The sequence below is a fragment of the Modestobacter sp. SSW1-42 genome, from assembly GCF_046635825.1.
GTDB lineage: Bacteria > Actinomycetota > Actinomycetes > Mycobacteriales > Geodermatophilaceae > Modestobacter.
Map to the genome: position 1 here is coordinate 1,015,654 of NZ_JBISCA010000001.1, position 18,528 is coordinate 1,034,181.

An 18,528-nucleotide genomic window follows, 5' to 3' on the forward strand; every position below is an offset into this window, starting at 1 on the left:
CGGGTCAGTCCCGCCGCGGGACGTGCAGCTCGTCGAGCCCCATCCGCCCGGCGACCAGGTCGTCGGCGACGTCGTCCACCACCCGGCCGGTGGCGAAGGCGTGCGCCTTGAGGACGGCCAGCGCGTCGGCGGTGTCGAGGTCGAAGCCGACGTTGACCATGCCGGTGGCCTGCCACACCCGCGCCCGGCGCAGCGCGTCCGGGCCGTCCCACCAGCCGCGGCGGCCCTCCTCGACCGGGGCGCCCAGGGCGGCGGTGACCATCGCCCGGGTCATCGCGATCGTCACGTCGGCGACGTCCTCGCGGTCGGTGGCCGGCAGCGCGTCGGCGTCGCGCACGTAGAGGTCCAGCACCACCAGCGGGCCCAGCGGCGGCAGCAGCGGCACCGACAGGACGGCGTGCAGGTCGGTCTGCCCGATCAGCGACTCGTGCAGCTCGGGCCAGTTGCGGGCGATCGCCGCCTGGTCGAAGGCGATGGTCACCCCGTCGTCGTGCGCCCGCAGCGCGGGTCCGTCGCCGTGGGTGAACTGCAGCCGCTCGGCGCGGGAGGCGACCGGGTCGCTGGCGCCGATCGGCGTCCGGTGGCCCTCCATGTCGTGGATGCTCAGGCCGGCGCCGTCGACCGGGAGTGCGGCCACCGCGGCGCGCGCCAGCCGGACGGCGAGCATCTCCGGGCCGCGCAGCTCCGGCGGCGGCAGCTTGCCGAGCTCGGTCTCGAAGCGTCGTGCTGCCGGACCCGGCACGGTCATCTCAGTCCTCCGTCGTCGTCGCGCCCGGGTGCGTGCCCCGGACGACCTGCACTGCACACTCTGCCCGCTCAGCCGAACGCGTCGAGGCCCAGGTGCACCGCCAGGCCCAGCCCGGCCACCGCGATCAGCCGGCGCAGCAGCACCTGCGGCACCCGCCGGGCCACCCCCGGCCCCAGCCGGCCACCGACCAGGCAGCCGATCGCCAGCGGCAGCACCGCCGTCCAGTCGACGTCGGCGAGGAAGGCGTAGCCGAGCGCGGCCACCGAGTTCGCCACGCCCAGCACCACGTTCTTCAAGGCGTTGCCCTGCGGCACCCCGACGCCCATGACGAGCAGGAACGTGGCGAGCATCAGCACCCCGGCGGCCGCGCCGAAGTAGCCGCCGTAGATCGAGATGAGGAAGGTGCCCAGCACCAGTCCCCAGTGGTCGCGATGCGGGTGCGCGGCCTGCGCGGCGGCGCCCTCGGCGGCCAGCTCGCGGGGTGGGCGCTGCACCAGGATCGCCGCGGAGGCCGCCGCGATCAGGAACGGCACCAGCTTCTCGAACGCCGAGGAGGGCGTGAGCAGCAGCAGGACCGCACCGACCACGCCGCCGGCCAGCCCGGCCGCGGACAGCCGCACCAGCCGGTCGCGCTGCCCGGTGAGCTCGGGGCGGGAGGCGCTGACCGCGCCGATGCCGTTGAACACCAGGGCCACGGTGTTGGTGACGTTGGCCGACAGCGGCGGGATGCCGGTGGCCAGCAACGCCGGGTAGCTGATCAGCGAGGCCAGGCCGGCGACGGTGCCGACCAGGCCGGCACCCACCCCGGCCAGCACCAGGAGCAGGAACTCCGGGACGCTCACCGGGTCACCAGCACGCCGATGGCCACCAGGCCCAGGACGACGATCGCCGCCCGCAGCACCGGGGCGGGCAGCCGCCGTCCGTAGGTCGAGCCGACGTGACCACCCACCAGCGAGCCGCCGGCCACCAGCCCGGCCGCGCGCCAGTCGACCCGGTCGGTGGCCACCACCACGTAGGTGAGCGCGGCGACCGCGTTCACGCCGAGGGTCAGCACGTTCTTGATCGCGTTGAGCCGCTGCAACGACTCGCGCAGCAGCAGGCCGAAGACGCCCACCTGCAGCACGCCCTGGCTGGCGGCGAAGTACCCGCCGTAGGTGCCGGTGGCGTACGCGCCGGCCACCAGCCCGGCCAGCCGCGCTCCCCGCACGCCGCCCTCTCCGCCGGGAGGGCGGGTGCGCAGCCGACGCTGCAGCCACGGCTGGACGGCGACCAGGACCACGGCCAGCCCGACCAGGGCCGGCACGACCGCCTCGAACGCCGACGCCGGCAGGTGCAGCAGCAGGAACGCCCCGCTCATCGCGCCGAGCACCGAGGCCGGCAGCAGCCGCAGCAGCAGCCCGCGTTGCCCGGCCAGCTCGCGCCGGTAGCCGATCGCCCCGGTCAGGTTGCCCGGCACCAGGCCCAGCGAGTTGGAGACGGTGGCGGTCACCGGCGGCAGCCCGACGGCCAGCAGCACCGGGAAGGTCACCAGGGTGCCCGAGCCGACGACGGCGTTGATGCCGCCCGCCGCCAGCCCCGCGGCGGCCACCGCGACCATCTCCCACGCCGTCATGCCCGCATCCCGGCGAGCGTGTCACAGCCGTGGGTGGCCCCGGCTCACGCGGGGGTGAGCTCCCCGGCCGAGGAGCGGCGCCGGTTGTCGGCCAGCCAGCGGGTGAACGCCTCGCGCGGGGCCGGCGGGAGGTACAGGTACCCCTGCAGCGAGCCGATGCCGGCGCGCTCCAGGACGTCCTGCTGCTCTCCCGACTCCACGCCCTCCGCGACGGTCTGCAGGCCCAGCCGGTGGGCCATCTGCACGATCGCCTCGACCACCGCCTGGTCGGCGGCCTGGGTGAGCACCCCGGCCACGAAGGAGCGGTCGATCTTGACGATGCCGATCGGCAGGCTGCGCAGCGTGGTCAGCGCCGAGTAGCCGGTGCCGAAGTCGTCGAGGGCCAGGCCCACGCCGAGGGCGACCAGCGCGTCGAGGGTCGCGGTGACGACGGGGGAGTCCAGCACCGTCGTCTCGGTCACCTCCACGACCAGCCGCTCGGGCGGCAGGCCGGCCGCGGCCAGCGACTCGCGCACGAGCTCCACGAACCGCGGGTGCGCCAGCTGGGTGGGCGAGGCGTTGACGTGGACGGCGACCGGGGTGCCGGCCTGCGCCCACCCGGCCGCGTCCGCGCACGCCCGGCGGACGACGAACTCGCCCAGCGGCACGATCGCGCCGGTCTCCTCGGCCAGCGGCAGGAACGCGTCGGGGGAGAGCAGCCCGCGGCTGGGGTGCGCCCAGCGGACCAGGGCCTCCACGGCGGTGCAGCTGCCGTCGGCGGCCGACACGATCGGCTGGTAGGCCAGCACCAGCTCGCCGCCGTCGATCGCGGCCCGCAGCTCGGCCTCCGCGCTGGCGGCGTCCTCGAGCTGGAGCAGCCCGGGGTGGAAGAACTGCACGCGGTTCTTGCCCGCGGACTTCGCCGCGTACATGGCCACGTCGGCCTGGTGCACGACCACCGTCTCGGTCGAGCCGGGCAGCACCCGCGTGACGCCGATGCTGGCGCCGATCCGGGCCAGGCCCTCGGGCAGTTCGACCGGGGTGGAGATCATCTCCACGACCCGCTGACCGATCCGGCGCGCCTCGGCCTCGGTGGCGCCGCGCAGCAGGACGGCGAACTCGTCGCCGCCGAGCCGGGCGCACAGGTCCTCGGTGCGCAGCGTGCCGGTGAGCTCGCAGCCCAGGTGGGCCAGCAGCCGGTCGCCGGAGAGGTGGCCGAGGCTGTCGTTGACGACCTTGAAGTCGTCGAGGTCGAGGAACAGCACCCACGCCTCGGAGTCCGGGTCGGCGAGGGCGGCGTTCACGGCGGTGGAGAAGGCCGTGCGGTTGGCCAGGCCGGTGAGCCGGTCGGTGAGCGCCTGGGCCCGCAGCTCCCGGTGGGCGCTGCTGGTGCGCAGGGCGAGGGCGACCTGGTTGAGCATCGACTGGACGGCGAGCACCGCGTCGCGCGGGACCGTGGGGTGCCCGCCGAGCAGCATGTGTCCGCCGGGGGAGTCCGGCATCGGCACGGCCAGCCACTCGCCGCGGATGCCCGAGCTGAGCACCAGCGCCGTCGGCGGCACGACCGGCCGGGGGCCGGCGCCGTCGTCGCCCCCGGCGAGCATGCTCGCGGGGAGGCTGGTCAGCGGACGGAGGAACTCCCCGGCGCAGCCGCGCACCTGCAGCAGGTCGCCGTCGTGGTGCAGCACCGCCGCGCGCAGGCCGGGGGTGGCCGCACAGACCGCCTCGGCCGTCGCCCACGCCGTCCGGAGGATCGCCGCCCGGTCGGTGACGCCGAGCAGCTGCCCGCCGAGCGCGGCCAGCGCCGCGTCGCGGGCCTGGGTGGACTCGCGCTCGAACAGGCCCACCGCCAGGTGACGGACGACGAAGACGGTCAGCATGAGCACCGGCAGGTTGCCCAGGACGGCGGAGGCGGCGAGCTGCGCGCCGTGCCCGGGGACCAGCGTCCAGGCCTGCAGCCCCGCGGTCAGGGCCAGGCAGACCCCGACCCCGTAGCCGACGATGCGGCGGGTGTCGCCGTAGACGGCCCGGTACCAGACCGCGGGGAAGGCGACCCCGAGCGCGAGCACCGGCCGGGGGCAGGCAGCGGCGAACAGCACCAGGGCGAGCATGTCGGCCAGGTCGGCGACCAGCGGTGCCCGGCGTCGGCGGTAGCGGGTGAGCCAGGAGGTCAGGAAGGTGGCTGCGGCGATCCCGGCCAGCAGGAACGACCAGCCGGTGTCGTCCCCGGACAGGACGGCGAGGCTGGTCAGGCCGACGGAGGCGACGCTGGACAGGCAGAACAGCCACCGCGTGTGCTCGACCAGCTCGGTCGGCGGGTGGAGGCGGAGCAGGGCAGCGCGCAGCCGCGGCGCGACGCGGGGTGAGCTCATCTCGGGGAACCGTCCTCGGACTGGCGGAGGGGACGTCGTGGTCGCGACGCCGGGCCTCATGCCACGTGCATCGTCACCGGACGGTCCCGTCTTGATCACCCGCGAGGGGCAGGTCGCTGAGAGTCGGGTCACACGTCCCGCATGGACAGCCCGCCGGGTACCGCGCAGGCTCGGCCCGTGCCCCGACCTGCGCCGTCCTACCGGTTCCGCAGCGTCTGGCGGGTGGCCGGCACGGTGGCCGAGGTGCAGGCGGTGCTCAGCGACCCCGGGTCGCTCACCCGCTGGTGGCCCGCGGTCTACCTCGACGTCGTGCCGGTCGCCGACGGCCGGCCGGACGGCGTGGGCCGCAGCGTCGAGCTGGTGACCACCGGCTGGCTGCCGTACACGCTGTGCTGGACGCTGACCATCACCGAGACGATGACCGACACCGGCTTCGCGCTGGCCGCCACCGGGGACCTGGTCGGCTCCGGCCGCTGGACCTTCACCCCGGACGGCCCCGAGGTGGTCCTCACCTACGACTGGGAGGTCGGCGCCGCCAAGCCGCTGCTGGCCCGGCTGAGCTGGCTGCTGCGCCCGGCGTTCGCGGCCAACCACCGCTGGGCGATGGCCCGCGGCGAGCAGAGCCTGGCGCTGGAGCTCCGCCGCCGCCGGTCACCCGACGCCGTCGTCCCGCCGCCGCCCGGCCCCACCTCCCGTCGCCGCCCCTGACCTCCGGCCCCTTCGACCCTCCTGCAGGGGCCCGCGCCGAGCGAGCGAGGCGTGGGGGGCAGGAGGGCTCTTCTACTTGCGGCCGGCGTCCACGACGCGCATGACCAGCACGCCCTCCTCGTCGGAGGCGTCCAGGTCCACCTCGGCGTCGAAGCCCCAGTCGTGGTCACCGGCCGGGTCGTCGAGGATCTGGCGCACCCGCCACAGCCTGGCGTCGGACTTGTCGACGATCAGCAGCGCCGGGCCGCGGGCGTTCCCGCCGGTGTTGAGCTCGCCGTGCTCGGCGAAGTAGGCCTGCACGACCTCGCCCCAGCGGTCGGCGTCCCAGCCCGACGCGGCGTCGAGCTCACCCAGGTCGTACCAGCGGCGCCGGGCGATGAGGTCGACGCGGCGGAACAGCGCGTTGCGCACCATCGCGGTGAACGCCCGCTCGTTGCCGGTGAGCGGGCGCGGGCGGGCCGGCACCGCGACCGGGGCGTCGAGCGGGCCGGAGGGGTTGGTCAGCTCCTCCCACTCGTCCAGCAGCGAGGAGTCCACCTGGCGCACCAGCTCGCCCAGCCACTCGACGAGGTCGGTGACCTCCTCGGTGCGGGCGTCGGCCGGGACGCCGGAGCGCAGCGCCTTGAACGCGTCGGAGAGGTACCGCAGCACCGCGCCCTCGGAGCGGGTGAGCTGGTAGGTGTTCACCAGCTCGCGGAAGGTCATCGCCTGCTCCCACATGTCCCGCACCACGGACTTCGGGGACAGCTGGGCGTCGGCGACCCACGGGTTGGACGAGCGGTAGGTCTCGAAGGCGTACTCGAGCAGCTCCTCCAGCGGCTTGGGGTAGGTGATCTCCTCCAGCAGCTCCATGCGCTCGTCGTACTCGATGCCCTCGGCCTTCATCTGCGCGACCGCGGCGCCCTTGGCCTTGTTCAGCTGGGCGGCCAGGATCTGCCGCGGGTCGTCCAGGGTGGCCTCGATGACCGAGACGACGTCCAGGGCGTAGGTGTCGCTCTCGGCGTCCAGCAGCCCGATCGCGGCGAGCGCGAAGGTCGACAGCGGCTGGTTCAACGCGAAGTCCGGCGGCAGGTCGACCGTCAGCCGGTAGCGGCGGCCGTCGGGCTCGGGCTCGGCGAGCCGCTCGACGACCCCGGCCTGCAGCAGGCCGCGGGCGATGCCGATGGCCTCGCGGACGTGCCGGCGCTGCCGCGACCGCGGCTCGTGGTTGTCGGTGAGCAGGTGCCGCATGGCCGCGAACGGGTCGCCGGGCCGGGCCAGCACGTTCAGCAGCATGCCGGTCGAGACCTTGAAGTGGCTGCTCAGCGGCTCGGGGTCGGCGTTGATCAGGCGCTGCTGGGTGGCCTCGCTCCAGGGCACCATGCCCTCGGGGGCCTTGCGGCGCACCAGCTTGCGGCGCTTCTTCGGGTCGTCGGCGACCTTGGCGAACTGCTTGAGGTTCTCCACCTCGTGCTCGGGCGCCTGGACGACGACGGTGCCGGCGGTGTCATAGCCCGCCCGCCCGGCCCGGCCGGCGATCTGGTGGAACTCGCGGGCGTTGAGCAGCCGGGTGCGGGTGCCGTCGTACTTGCTCAGCGCGGAGAACACCACGGTGCGGATCGGCACGTTGATGCCCACGCCCAGGGTGTCGGTGCCGCAGATGACCTTCAGCAGCCCGGCCTGGGCCAGCTGCTCGACCAGCCGCCGGTACTTGGGCAGCATGCCGGCGTGGTGGACGCCGATGCCGTGGCGGACCAGCCGCGACAGCGTCGTCCCGAAGGCCGAGGAGAACCGGAACCCGCCGATCATGTCGGCGATCGCGGCCTTCTCCTCCTTGGTGGAGACGTTGACGCTCATCAACGCCTGCGCGCGCTCCAGCGCCGAGGCCTGGGTGAAGTGGACGACGTAGACCGGCGCCTGCTTGGTGCTCAGCAGCTCGTCGATCGTCTCGTGCATCGGCGTGGTCGCGTAGTAGTGCGACAGCGGCACCGGGCGCTCGGCGTGGGCGACCAGGGCGGTGGGCCGGCCGGTGCGCCGGGTGAGGTCCTCGCGCAGCGTGGTGACGTCGCCGAGGGTGGCGCTCATCAGGAGGAACTGGGCGTTGGGCAGCTCGATCAGCGGCACCTGCCAGGCCCAGCCGCGGTCGGGGTCGCCGTAGAAGTGGAACTCGTCCATCACGACCAGGCCGATGTCGGCGTCGGCCCCCTCGCGCAGCGCGATGTTGGCCAGCACCTCGGCGGTGCAGGCGATGATCGGGGCGTCGGCGTTCACGCTGGCGTCGCCGGTGAGCATGCCGACGTTGGCCGCGCCGAAGACCCCGCACAGGGCGAAGAACTTCTCGCTGACCAGCGCCTTGATCGGTGCGGTGTAGAAGCTGACCCGGTCACCGGCCAGGGCGGCGTACTGCGCGCCGGTGGCGACCAGTGACTTGCCCGAGCCGGTGGGGGTCGCGAGGACGACGTTCGCCCCGCTGACCAGCTCGATCAGCGCCTCCTCCTGCGCCGGGTACAGGACCGTGCCCGACTCCTCCGCCCACTCGGCGAACCGGGCGAAGACGGCGTCCGGGTCGGTGCCCAGGGCCATCACGTCGGTGAGGTCGTCGGGGTCGGCGATCAGCGGCCGCGCTCCGGCGGAGGGCAGCGCGGAGGCGGGGGAGTCGGCCGGAGTCGAGTCGGTGCCGGCGGGAGAGAGCGTCATCGTGCCCTCCAGCGTGCCCGATGCCTGCGCTGTTCCGGCGACGGCCTGGTCACCCGTCGGGAGGTCACGACCAGGACACGGTGTCCCGGTCCGTGCATGAAGTGGCGATGAGTGGGACAGTAGGTGAACGAAAGGTTAACGAGAGGTGGATGACATGCGAGAGAACCTGTGCCCCGAGCTCCGTTGGGTGCCTGTGGTCGATGGTGCCGGACGGCGCCGTCTGGAGATGCGCTGGGAGCAGCCCGGCACCGTGGTGGCCGGCCGCTTCGCCGCCCCCGCCGCGCTGCGGAGCCACCGCGCCGCCTGAAGTAAGGACCCCACTGCCCCCCCCCCCCCCCCCCCCCCCCCCGCTCGCACGCTCGCGGCAGGCCCCTGCAGCGGGGCCGGGGAACACGCTGTGGACCGGGCCGGGCCCTGGTGGGGCTGCACCACGTGTGCAGCTCGACCAGGGCCCGGCCCGTCTTCGTCTCCGGCGCGGGCGGGCGGGTTCCGTACCGCCCCGGGCGGGTAGGCGGTCTGCGAAGCGGCACCGGACCGGCTCGACGCCGGTCGCGTGAGAAGAGCGCTGGAGTGCCGCCGCTCGCCAGATCGCAGGAGGACCCCCGTGTCGTCGCCCCGCCCCGAGTCCCAGCCCGAGCAGCAGCAGACCCCGCCCGGTGTGCTCGCCGAGATGACGCCCAAGCCCGACCACGGCGAGGAGAGCTACGTCGGCTCCGGCAAGCTCACCGGCAAGCGCGCGGTCATCACCGGCGGAGACAGCGGCATCGGCCGCGCCGTCGCCATCGCCTTCGCCCGCGAGGGCGCCGACGTCCTGATCTCCTACCTGAGCGAGCACGAGGACGCGCAGGACACCGCGAAGTACGTCGAGCAGGCCGGCCGCAAGTGCGTGCTGGTGCCGGGCGACCTGTCCGACCGCGCGCACGCCAAGACGATCATCCCGAAGGCGCTCGAGGAGCTCGGCGGGATCGACATCCTGGTCAACAACGCCGCGTTCCAGATGACCCACCAGACGCTGGACGAGATCAGCGACGACGAGTGGGACCACACCGTGGCCACCAACCTCACGGCGATGTTCATCCTGTGCAAGGACGCCGTCCCGCACATGGCGCCCGGGTCGGCGATCGTGAACTCCTCGTCGGTCAACTCGGACATGCCCAAGCCCACCCTTGCGCCCTATGCCATGACCAAGGCCGGCATCGCGAACTTCACCGCCAGCCTGGCCCAGATGTACGGCGACAAGGGCATCCGGGCCAACAGCGTGGCTCCCGGGCCGGTGTGGACCCCGCTCATCCCGGCCACCATGCCGGCCGAGCAGGTCGCCAGCTTCGGCTCGGAGGTGCCGCTGGGCCGGGCCGCCCAGCCCGCCGAGCTCGCCCCGGCCTACGTGCTGCTGGCCAGTGACGAGGGCAGCTACATCTCCGGTGCCCGGCTCGCGGTCACCGGCGGCAACCCGATCCTCTGATGGTCTTCGTCTGGGGCTGGGGCGGCGGGGGACCGCGTCGACGACGCGGCTTCGGCCGTCCCGGCTACGGCCCGCCGCCGGGCTACGGCTACGGCCCGCCGCCGGGCTACGGCGGGTACGGGCCCGGGTACGCGCGCAACGACTCGTGCTTCCGCAACCTGCTGTTCTTCAACACCGGTTGCTGCCTGGCCCAGGCGCTGGGCTGCGGCCTGGACCTGTTCCTGGTCGCACCCACGACGCTGCGCCGGGTGCGGGCCGAGACGCCCGGCGGCCGGGTGGCCGACCGCCTGGTCGCGGCCGTGCGGGTGTACCAGCGGGAGGTCAGCCCGCGCCGCGGCGCGTGCTGCCACTTCACGCCGACCTGCTCGGCGTACGCGATCGAGGCGCTCGAGCGGCACGGGGCGCTGCGCGGCAGTTGGCTCACGGTGCGGCGGCTGGTGCGCTGCCGGCCCGGCGGCCGGCCGGGAGCGGACCCGGTGCCCGCCTAGGGCACGGCTACCGGACGGCGTCCGCGATCGCGCGGACGTCGTCCGGTCGCACCCGGCAGCAGCCGCCCACCAGCCGGGCGCCGGCGGTCACCCAGGCCCGGACGTCGCCGACCCCGGGCGTGCCGGTCCAGCGGCGGGCGACGGCGTCCCAGGTCTCGCCGCTGTTCGGATAGGCCACGACCGGCTTGCCGCTGGCCGCCTGCGCTGCCGCCACGGCCGGGGCCACCGTCGCCGGATCGGTGCAGTTGACGCCCACGGCCACCACCTGCCCGACCCCGCGGACCATGCCGAGGACGTCGGCGACGGGCTCGCCCCGGCGCGTGCGGACGACCCCGTCCGGCCCGGTGACCGCCGTGACCGAGATCCACGCCGGGACGTCGAGGGCGGTGACCTCGTGCAGCAGCGCCTCGACCTCGGCTGCCGCGGGCAGCGTCTCGCAGGCCAGCACGTCGGCGCCGGCCTCGGCGAGCAGCGCCAGCCGCGGCCGGTGGAACGTGCGCAGCGCCGCGACCGGGACGGAGGCCACGTAGTCGCCGGTGTACTCCGAACCGTCGGCCAGGTAGGCCCCGTACGGGCCCACGGAGCCGGCGACCCAGCCCCCGGGGGCGCCCTCCCGCGCCAGCGCCACGGAGCGGGCCACCAGCGCGCGGGCCTCGTCGGCGCCGATGCCGGCGGCGGTGAAGCCGGGGAGGGTCGCCTGGTAGCTGGCCGTGGTCGCCACCTGGGCGCCGGCCGCGGCGAAGGCGGCGTGCGCCGCGACGATCGCCGCGGGGTCGTCGCGCAGCAGCCGGGCCGACCACAGCGCGGACGTGACGTCGTGCCCCCGGGACTCCAGTTCGGTGGAGAGCCCACCGTCGAGCACGACCGGTCCGTCGGCGAGCGCGGCAGCGAGGCTGGTCACGGGGTCCATGGTGCCGCGCCGCGGCCTGCCGGGTGACGTCAGCGGGCGGTGCGGACCCGCCGGTGGTCGGCGGCGACGAACGCCAGGGCCAGCGCCAGCGGCGCGGCCCCGGACAGCAGGGTCATGGCCAGGACGTCGCCGAGACCGGCCGCGGCGCCGGAGGAGGCCAGCAGCGACCACCCGAGCGCGGTCATCGGCACGGTGACCACCCCGGTGCCCAGCGCGGCGCGGATGCGGGAGCCGCGTCCGTCGGCGTGGGCCAGCGCACCGGCCAGCAGCGCGGGGACCAGCGGGACCAGGCAGCGCACGGCCAGGGCGCCGGGCTGCTCGCCGGTGCCGGCGTAGGACGTCAGCGACAGCGTGGCGGTCAGCGAGACGACCATCGCGCCGATGACGACCAGCCACCACACCCGGACGGCGCCGGGGGAGTCGAAGGTGCGCTCCGGGCGCACGGCCCGGCCGGCGGCCCAGACGCACAGCGCCCCGCAGATCAGCAGGAAGGTCACCAGCGACTGCGGGACGGCGCCCACCGCGCCACCCACCCGCTGCGGCAGCTGCCAGGGCTGGTCGCCGAGCAGGGCCAGCAGGACGGTGAGCCCGACGGTCAGCGGGACGACCAGCCGGGCGCGGGTGCCGGTGACCGGGCGGGGGGCCGTGACGGCGTCGAGCTGCTCGGCGCGGGCCAGCAGGTCGCGGAAGCGCTCGTCCTGGGCGGCGGCGAACGCGCGGTCGTCGTCGGTCCGCGCCGCGGGCTGCTCACTGGCGGAGTTGCCGGTGAACGCGGTGCCGGTGACCAGCTGCAGGTGGCTCGCGCTCCGGGTCGTCACGCACTGAGCGTCACACGCAGTCACCGCACCGGCGAGCCGAGTGGGTGACGAGCACCCGACCGGGCGACGCCGCCGTGACCCGGTGTGGGCGGACGTCCCCCGGACCGGTGACGGACCGCGGGCGGGGAACTCGGTGGTGGGCGCCGCCGGTCACCAGGGAGGATGGGCCCGTGGCCGGTGACGACGCGTTCGGGGACCTGCCGGTCGTCGGCTCGCTCGTCGTCCCGGCGTCGGCGCTGTCGTGGCGGTTCTCCCGTTCGTCGGGGCCGGGCGGGCAGGGCGTGAACACCGCCGACTCCCGGGTCGAGCTGGTCGTCGCGCCGCTGGAGCTGCCCGGCCTGACGCAGACCCAGCGCGCACGGCTGACCGAGCGGCTCGGGCCCCGGCTGGTCGACGGCCTGCTCACCATCGCCGCCAGCGAGCACCGGCAGCAGCTGCGCAACCGGGAGGCCGCCCGGGCCCGGCTGGCCGCCGTCCTGCGGGCGGCCGTCGCGGCGCCGCCGCCGGCACGCCGGAAGACCAAGCCCTCGCGCGGGTCGCAGGAGCGCCGGATCAAGGCCAAGAAGGAACGCGGGCAGACCAAGCGGCTGCGCGGCTCCTGGGACTGATCCCGCGCCACGTTCAGGGGCGGCGCCTCAGCGACGACCCGACGAGCACGCCGGCCAGCGCTGCCCGGTGGGCTGCGCGGGGCGCTGTGGCGCCACGCCGACCGCTGACCGCCGCGCGGCCCTACCGTGCGGGCGTGGAACTCGACCGGGCCGTCGCCGCGGTGCTCGCGCTGCCCGGGGTGACCGAGGCCGACCACCACGGACGGCGCTCGTTCCGGGTCGGCGCCGGCACGGTGCTGGCCACCGTGCCCGAGGACGGCGTGCTGCACGTGCTGGTCGGTGAGGAGCTCGCCCGGGCGGTCGCGGCACAGCCCGGCGTCGCGCTGCTCAGCTGGGGCGCCGGCGTCCCGGGCGTGCGCGTCGACCTGGCCGTCGTCGCCCCGGGCCTGCTCGACGAGCTGCTGCACGCGGCGTGGTCACGCCGCGCCCCGGCGTCCCTCCGTCGGCAGCTGCCCGGCTGAGCGTCGTCGGGTCCGCCGCCGCTCGTGCTCTGCTCACGGTGGTGAGCAGAGCACGAGCAGCGGCCGTACCCCCCGCCCTCGTCCGCACGGCCACCGCCGGCCGGGTGTGAGGCCGACGGAACGCGACCTTGACGCAGGCGCAGCGGGCGGGAAACCGTGCCGCAGCAGTCTCGGTTCGTGTCCACCGCCGTCTCGCTGCCGCACCCGGCGACCGGCACGCGCACCACCGCCACCCACTGCCCGTACTGCTCGCTCCAGTGCGGCGTCACGATGACCGCCGGCGACCGCCCGGCCACGCTCGTGCCCGCCGACTTCCCGGTCAACCGCGGCGGTCTGTGCTCCAAGGGCTGGTCGGCGCCCGAGCTGCTCGACCACCCTGAGCGGCTGCTGCGCCCCCTGGTGCGCGCCGTCCCCGGCGACCGCACCAGCCCGCTGGTCGAGAGCAGCTGGGACGACGCCCTGGACCGGGTCGTCGCCGCCGTCCGCAGCACCCAGGAGCGGTACGGCCGGGACGCCGTGGGCTGCTTCGGCGGCGGCGGGCTGACCAACGAGCAGGCCTACCAGTTCGGCAAGTTCGCCCGGGTCGCGCTGCGCACCAGCGCCATCGACTACAACGGCCGGTTCTGCATGTCCTCGGCCGCCGGGGCCTCGGTGAAGGCGTTCGGCCTCGACCGCGGGATGCCGTTCCCGCTGGCCGACGTCGCCGAGGCCGACGTCGTCGTGCTGGTGGGCAGCAACCCGGCCGACACCATGCCCCCGGCGATGCAGTACTTCGACGCCGGCCGCGAGCGGGGCGCCGAGCACATCGTCATCGACCCTCGCCGCACCAGCACCGCGAAGAACGCCGGCCTGCACGTGCAGCCGCTGCCGGGCACCGACCTGGCGCTGGCCAACGGGCTGCTGCACATCGCGCTGGCCGAGGGCCTCGTCGACGAGGAGTACGTCGCCGCGCGCACCACCGGGTTCGCCGACGTCCGGGCCGGGGTCGCCGGGTACTGGCCCGACCGCGTGGAGCGGCTCACCGGCGTCCCTGTCGCGCAGCAGCGGCGGATCGTCTTCGCGCTGGCGCGCGGGGAACGGTCGATCATCCTGAGCGCCCGCGGCGCCGAGCAGCACCGCAGCGGCACCGACACCGCGCTCGCCTGGATCAACCTCGCGCTGGCCCTCGGCCTCCCCGGCCGGCCGGGCAGCGGCTGGGGCACCGTCACCGGCCAGGGCAACGGGCAGGGCGGTCGCGAGCACGGGCAGAAGGCCGACCAGCTGCCCGGCTACCGGAAGATCACCGACCCGGCGGCCCGGGCCCACGTGGCCGCCGTCTGGGGCGTCGACCCGGAGTCGATCCCCGGCCCCGGCCGCAGCGCCTTCGAGATGCTCGACGCGCTCGGCACCGACGGCGGCGTGCGCACGATGCTGGTGCTCGCCTCCAACATCGCCGTCTCCGCCCCCGACGCCCGCCGCGTGGTCAGCCGGCTCGGCGACCTGGACTTCCTCGCCGTCAGCGACTTCTTCCTCTCCGAGACCGCCGAGCTCGCCGACGTCGTCCTCCCGTCCGCCATGTGGGCGGAGGAGGAGGGCACGATGACCAACCTCGAGGGCCGGGTCATCCGCCGTCGTCAGGCGATGAGCGCGCCCGACGGCGTGCGCGACGACCTCCAGCTGCTGGCCGAGCTGGCCGGCCGGCTGGGGGCCGCCGGGTTCAGCGGGGACGCCGGGACGGTCTTCGCCGAGCTCGGCCGGGCCAGCGCCGGTGGGGCGGCGGACTACGCCGGGATCAGCTACGAGCGCATCGACGCCGAGCAGGGCGTCTTCTGGCCCTGCCCCACCCCGGAGCACCCCGGCACCCCGCGGCTGTTCACCGAGCGGTTCGCCACCCCCGACGGGCGGGCCCAGTTCACCCGGGTCGAGCACGTCGACGCCCACGAGCGGCCCGACGCGCAGTACCCCTACGTGCTCACCACCGGCCGGGTGCTCGCCCAGTACCAGTCGGGCACCCAGACCCGCCGCTCCCGCAGCCTGCAGCTCATCGCCCCCACGCCGCGCGCCGAGCTGCACCCCGACCTCGCCCGGTCCCTCGGCATCGCCTCCGGCGACGCGGTCGAGCTGGCCACCCGCCGCGGCCGGGCCCGCTTCCACGCCCACGTCACCGACGCGATCCGCCCCGACGTCGTCTTCGTCCCCTTCCACTGGGGCGGCGGCGCCAGCGCCAACGCGCTCACCGACCCCGCCCTCGACCCCACCAGCCGGATGCCGGCCTTCAAGGTCTGCGCGGTCGCGGTCACCCGGGTCGGCGTCGCCGCGGAACGCATCCCGGCCCCCGAGGGGGCCGCCCAGCCCGCGACCCCGGCACACCAGACCCCCACGGCCCACACCCCGCACGCCCCGTCACGGAGGAGGACCACCAGCGTGAAGAGCACCCCGCGCTTCCTGTCCGGCGTCTACCCGATCACCGGCGAGGGGCTGGGCAAGCCCGGCCCCGTCGACCCGGCCCTGCGCTACCAGGTGCCGGAGGGGAAGACGGCGCAGGCGCTGTACTTCCGCGGCGGCAACTCCACCGACGAGCTGGTCTACCTGCTGCTCGTGCGCGACGGGGAGCCGATGCGCTGGTTCCCCATCGGGGCCAGGGGCGACTGCCACGTGCCGCTGCGCGTGGTCGAAGACCTCGACGGCGGCACCGTCGTCGAACTGCACGCGGCGGCGCCGGTGGGCGTCACCGGCGAGATCGTGGTCGACCTGGGACTGGTGGAGGTGTGATGACCGCTGTGCTCGGTGGGCGCCCCGAGGGCGTGAGCACGCTGCACTTCGCGATGGACGAGGCCGACGGGATCGACACCCGTCAGCGCCTGGTCGTCATCGGCAACGGCATGGCCGGGGCCCGGGTGGTCGAGGAGGTGCTCGAGCGCGGCGGCGGCGAGCAGTTCGCGATCACCGTGTTCGGCGAGGAGCCGCACGGCAACTACAACCGGATCATGCTCAGCCACGTGCTGGCCGGCGAGGAGCACGAGGACGACATCGTCCTCAACAGCCACGACTGGTACGCCGACAACGGCGTCGGCCTGCGCGCCGGCGTCCGGGTGGTGCGGATCGACACCCACGCCAAGGTCGTGCACGCTGCCGACGGGACGACGACGCCCTACGACCAGCTGGTCATCGCCACCGGCAGCCGCTCGTTCATCCCGCCGATGACCGGGCTGTACCGCGGCGAGGAGCAACTGCTGCCCGGCGTCTTCGGGTTCCGCACCATCGACGACACCCGGGCGATGCTCGCCGCGGCCGCCGAGCACGACAAGGCCGTGGTCGTCGGCGGCGGGCTGCTGGGACTGGAGGCCGCCCGCGCGCTGCAGGGCCACGGGCTGGCCGTCGAGGTCGTGCACGCCGGCGGCCACCTGATGAACCAGCAGCTGGGTGCGGAGGCCGGCGCCATCCTGGCGAAGAGCGTCGAGTCGCTCGGCATTGTCGTCCACCTGGCCACCCGCACCACCGAGGTCATCGGCCCCGACCGGGTGCGCGGCGTCGTGCTGGCCGACGGCCGGGCGATCGACGCCGACATGCTCGTCATCGCCGCCGGCATCCGGCCGGTCACCGAAGTCGCGCTGATGAGCGGGCTGGAGGTCGAGCGCGGCATCGTCGTCGACGACCAGCTGCGCACCGACGACCCCGACGTCTACGCGGTGGGCGAGTGCGCCCAGCACCGCGGCGAGCTCTACGGCCTGGTCGCACCCGTCTGGGAGCAGGCCCGGGTGCTCGCCGACCTGCTCACCGGCACCGACCCGGACGCCGAGTACCACGGCTCCCGGACGGCGACGAAGCTCAAGGTCGCCGGGGTCGACGTGGCCACCATGGGCGTCAACCGGCCCGAGCGCGACAGCGACGAGTTCCTGGTGATCTCCGAGCCGAATCGCGGCGTGCACCTGAGCGTCGTCGTCCGCGACGACAAGCTGATCGGCGCCACGCTGCTCGGCGACACCCGCAAGGTCGCCTACCTGACCCAGGCCTTCGACCGCGGCACCCCGCTGCCGGCCGAGCGGATCAAGCTGCTGGTCGACCTCTCCGACGGCGCCGCCGAGGTGGGCGTGGCCGAGCTGCCGCACGACTCGCAGGTCTGCAACTGCAACGGCGTCACCAAGGGCGCCATCTGCGAGGCGGTCGCCGGCGGCTGCGGCAGCGTCGGGGCGGTCATGGACCGCACCCGCGCCGGCAAGGGCTGCGGCTCCTGCAAGGGCCTGGTCAAGCAGGTCGTCGAGTGGGCCGCCGACGGCGACGTCGTCGAGGACCCCACCGCCAGCTGGTACGTCCCCGGCATCCCGATGGCAAAGCCGGCCCTGATGGAGGCGATCCGCGAGCAGGGGCTGCTCAGCGTCTCGGCCGTCTTCGCCGCGCTCGCCCCCGGCGGGCAGGAGGACGCCAAGTCGAAGATGGGCCTGACCTCGCTGCTGCGGATGATCTGGGGCAGCGACTACGTGCAGGAGAACGACGCGAAGTTCATCAACGACCGGGTGCACGGCAACATCCAGCGCGACGGCACGTTCTCCGTCGTCCCGCAGATCAAGGGCGGGGTCACCACGCCCGCGCAGCTGCGCACGATCGCCGACGTGGCCGAGAAGTACGAGGTCCCGATGGTCAAGATCACCGGCGGTCAGCGGATCGACCTGCTCGGCGTCCGCAAGGAGGACCTGCCGGCGATGTGGAACGACCTGGGCATGCCCTCGGGCTACGCCTACGGCAAGAGCTTCCGCACCGTGAAGACCTGTGTCGGCAGCGACTTCTGCCGCTTCGGGCTGGGTGACTCCACCCAGCTCGGCATCGACCTGGAGACGCGGTTCCAGGGCATCGAGAGCCCGGCGAAGATGAAGCTCGCGGTGGTTGGCTGCCCGCGCAACTGCGCCGAGGCCTACGTCAAGGACGTCGGCGTCGTCGCGGTCGGGAATGGCAAGTGGGAGGTCTACGTCGGCGGGGCCGCCGGGGCCACGATCCGCAAGGGCGACCTATTGGCCACCGTCGACTCCCCGGAGGCGGTGATCGAGCTGGCCGGCCGGTTCATGCAGTACTACCGCGAGAACGCCAACTGGCTCGAGCGCACCTACGACTTCGTCCCACGGATCGGCCTGGAGCGGATCAAGGCGGTGCTGCTGGAGGACAGCGAGGGCATCGTCGCCGACCTCGACGCGAACATGCAGCAGTCGATCGACGCCTACACCGACCCGTGGGGCCAGGACGGCAAGGCGCCGGCCACCCCGGGCCAGTTCCGCACGGCCCTGCCGCTGGTCGAGCTGCCGCTGGTGCCGGTCCGATGAGCATCACGCACACCGGCGTCGAGGCGCCGGCCACCGCACCGGCTGCGACCGGCACCCCGCACGTCGTCGGCCGGGTCGAGGAGGTGCCGCCGGGGGAGGGCCGCGCGTTCGTCGTCGACGGCGTCCAGGTGGCGGTGTTCCGGCTGCGCGACGGCTCGCTGCACGCCACCCAGGCGGCCTGCCCGCACGCCGGCGGGCCGCTGGCCGACGGGCAGACCGACGCGGACGTGCTGGTCTGCCCGCTGCACCTCTACACGTTCCGCTGGACCGACGGCACCAGCCCCGGCGGCGCCGCCCCGCTGCGCGTCTTCCCCGTCCACGAGGAGTCCGGCCACCTCGTCGTCACCACCTGATCCCCAGGGGGGCCGAAGTCGCGACTTTGGCCCCGTGGTCGA

At 74.7% G+C, this 18,528-nt stretch carries 16 protein-coding genes; 9 read left to right on the forward strand and 7 right to left on the reverse strand.

The features are described 5' to 3' along the window. Positions 1 to 4: 4 nt before the first annotated feature. The 4 genes from ACGBYP_RS05020 to ACGBYP_RS05035 all read right to left on the reverse strand — a co-directional run bounded on the left by ACGBYP_RS05020 (position 5) and on the right by ACGBYP_RS05035 (position 4,711). On the reverse strand, positions 5 to 748 hold the full coding sequence (locus tag ACGBYP_RS05020) for a hypothetical protein (protein WP_411582161.1): 744 nt from the start codon (positions 746 to 748) through the stop codon (positions 5 to 7). Positions 749 to 816: 68 nt separating this feature from the next. Then, the gene (locus ACGBYP_RS05025) at positions 817 to 1,590 is read right to left on the reverse strand and encodes a sulfite exporter TauE/SafE family protein (RefSeq protein ID WP_411582162.1); all 774 of its coding nucleotides are present in this window, start codon (positions 1,588 to 1,590) and stop codon (positions 817 to 819) included. After that, positions 1,587 to 2,360, reverse strand: coding sequence for a sulfite exporter TauE/SafE family protein (locus ACGBYP_RS05030; protein WP_411582163.1), 774 nt, complete (start codon positions 2,358 to 2,360; stop codon positions 1,587 to 1,589). Before ACGBYP_RS05030 ends, ACGBYP_RS05025 begins: the two co-directional genes overlap by 4 nt. Before the next feature lie 44 nt (positions 2,361 to 2,404). Continuing rightward, a complete protein-coding gene (locus ACGBYP_RS05035; protein WP_411582164.1) occupies positions 2,405 to 4,711 on the reverse strand; it encodes a putative bifunctional diguanylate cyclase/phosphodiesterase in 2,307 nt (768 codons plus the stop codon). 177 nt (positions 4,712 to 4,888) lie between these two features. Here ACGBYP_RS05035 and ACGBYP_RS05040 point away from each other — a divergent pair, with 177 nt between their 5' ends. After that, positions 4,889 to 5,419 (forward strand): SRPBCC family protein, encoded by a 531-nt coding sequence (locus tag ACGBYP_RS05040; protein ID WP_411582165.1) that lies wholly within the window; start codon positions 4,889 to 4,891, stop codon positions 5,417 to 5,419. A 72-nt stretch (positions 5,420 to 5,491) separates the two neighbouring features. Here ACGBYP_RS05040 and ACGBYP_RS05045 read toward each other — a convergent pair whose 3' ends face one another. Then, positions 5,492 to 8,095: a DEAD/DEAH box helicase gene (locus ACGBYP_RS05045; protein ID WP_411582166.1), complete on the reverse strand. Its 2,604-nt coding sequence runs from the start codon at positions 8,093 to 8,095 to the stop codon at positions 5,492 to 5,494. 154 nt (positions 8,096 to 8,249) lie between these two features. Here ACGBYP_RS05045 and ACGBYP_RS05050 point away from each other — a divergent pair, with 154 nt between their 5' ends. The 3 genes from ACGBYP_RS05050 (at position 8,250) to yidD (ending at position 10,045) form a co-directional block, all read left to right on the forward strand. Beyond that, a complete protein-coding gene (locus ACGBYP_RS05050) occupies positions 8,250 to 8,402 on the forward strand; it encodes a hypothetical protein (RefSeq protein ID WP_411582167.1) in 153 nt (50 codons plus the stop codon). Between the two features lie 297 nt (positions 8,403 to 8,699). Continuing rightward, positions 8,700 to 9,557 (forward strand): SDR family oxidoreductase, encoded by an 858-nt coding sequence (locus tag ACGBYP_RS05055; protein ID WP_411582168.1) that lies wholly within the window; start codon positions 8,700 to 8,702, stop codon positions 9,555 to 9,557. After that, positions 9,557 to 10,045 (forward strand): membrane protein insertion efficiency factor YidD, encoded by a 489-nt coding sequence (gene yidD / locus ACGBYP_RS05060; RefSeq protein ID WP_411582169.1) that lies wholly within the window; start codon positions 9,557 to 9,559, stop codon positions 10,043 to 10,045. The genes ACGBYP_RS05055 and yidD overlap by 1 nt, the downstream gene beginning before the upstream one ends. A 7-nt stretch (positions 10,046 to 10,052) precedes the next feature. Here the strand turns inward: yidD and mmuM are convergent, their stop codons facing one another. Beyond that, positions 10,053 to 10,955, reverse strand: a complete 903-nt coding sequence (gene mmuM / locus ACGBYP_RS05065; RefSeq protein WP_411582170.1) for a homocysteine S-methyltransferase — start codon at positions 10,953 to 10,955, stop codon at positions 10,053 to 10,055. Positions 10,956 to 10,984: 29 nt separating this feature from the next. After that, on the reverse strand, positions 10,985 to 11,773 hold the full coding sequence (locus ACGBYP_RS05070) for a hypothetical protein (RefSeq protein ID WP_411582171.1): 789 nt from the start codon (positions 11,771 to 11,773) through the stop codon (positions 10,985 to 10,987). A gap of 170 nt (positions 11,774 to 11,943) precedes the next feature. Between ACGBYP_RS05070 and arfB the strand changes: the two genes are divergently transcribed. The 5 genes from arfB to ACGBYP_RS05095 all read left to right on the forward strand — a co-directional run bounded on the left by arfB (position 11,944) and on the right by ACGBYP_RS05095 (position 18,486). Continuing rightward, positions 11,944 to 12,381 carry an alternative ribosome rescue aminoacyl-tRNA hydrolase ArfB gene (arfB, locus tag ACGBYP_RS05075; RefSeq protein ID WP_411582172.1) on the forward strand — a complete coding sequence of 146 codons (438 nt, stop codon included), beginning with the start codon at positions 11,944 to 11,946 and terminating at the stop codon, positions 12,379 to 12,381. 134 nt (positions 12,382 to 12,515) lie between these two features. Continuing rightward, positions 12,516 to 12,842 (forward strand): hypothetical protein, encoded by a 327-nt coding sequence (locus tag ACGBYP_RS05080; protein WP_411582173.1) that lies wholly within the window; start codon positions 12,516 to 12,518, stop codon positions 12,840 to 12,842. A 177-nt stretch (positions 12,843 to 13,019) separates the two neighbouring features. Next, positions 13,020 to 15,593: a molybdopterin oxidoreductase family protein gene (locus ACGBYP_RS05085; RefSeq protein WP_411582174.1), complete on the forward strand. Its 2,574-nt coding sequence runs from the start codon at positions 13,020 to 13,022 to the stop codon at positions 15,591 to 15,593. Beyond that, a complete protein-coding gene (gene nirB, locus ACGBYP_RS05090; RefSeq protein ID WP_411582175.1) occupies positions 15,593 to 18,133 on the forward strand; it encodes a nitrite reductase large subunit NirB in 2,541 nt (846 codons plus the stop codon). Before ACGBYP_RS05085 ends, nirB begins: the two co-directional genes overlap by 1 nt. After that, complete coding sequence (locus ACGBYP_RS05095; protein WP_411582176.1) at positions 18,130 to 18,486, forward strand: Rieske (2Fe-2S) protein; 357 nt, start codon at positions 18,130 to 18,132, stop codon at positions 18,484 to 18,486. Before nirB ends, ACGBYP_RS05095 begins: the two co-directional genes overlap by 4 nt. Positions 18,487 to 18,528: the final 42 nt, after the last annotated feature.

Bases quoted from the DNA above. Each gene is read 5' to 3' on its own strand.
- ACGBYP_RS05020 (WP_411582161.1), bottom strand. From the start codon at position 748: ATGACCGTGCCGGGTCCGGCAGCACGACGCTTCGAGACCGAGCTCGGC.
- ACGBYP_RS05030 (WP_411582163.1), bottom strand. From the start codon at position 2,360: ATGACGGCGTGGGAGATGGTCGCGGTGGCCGCCGCGGGGCTGGCGGCG.
- ACGBYP_RS05035 (WP_411582164.1), bottom strand. From the start codon at position 4,711: ATGAGCTCACCCCGCGTCGCGCCGCGGCTGCGCGCTGCCCTGCTCCGC.
- ACGBYP_RS05045 (WP_411582166.1), bottom strand. From the start codon at position 8,095: ATGACGCTCTCTCCCGCCGGCACCGACTCGACTCCGGCCGACTCCCCC.
- ACGBYP_RS05050 (WP_411582167.1), top strand. From the start codon at position 8,250: ATGCGAGAGAACCTGTGCCCCGAGCTCCGTTGGGTGCCTGTGGTCGAT.
- yidD (WP_411582169.1), top strand. From the start codon at position 9,557: ATGGTCTTCGTCTGGGGCTGGGGCGGCGGGGGACCGCGTCGACGACGC.
- mmuM (WP_411582170.1), bottom strand. From the start codon at position 10,955: ATGGACCCCGTGACCAGCCTCGCTGCCGCGCTCGCCGACGGACCGGTC.
- nirB (WP_411582175.1), top strand. From the start codon at position 15,593: ATGACCGCTGTGCTCGGTGGGCGCCCCGAGGGCGTGAGCACGCTGCAC.
- ACGBYP_RS05095 (WP_411582176.1), top strand. From the start codon at position 18,130: ATGAGCATCACGCACACCGGCGTCGAGGCGCCGGCCACCGCACCGGCT.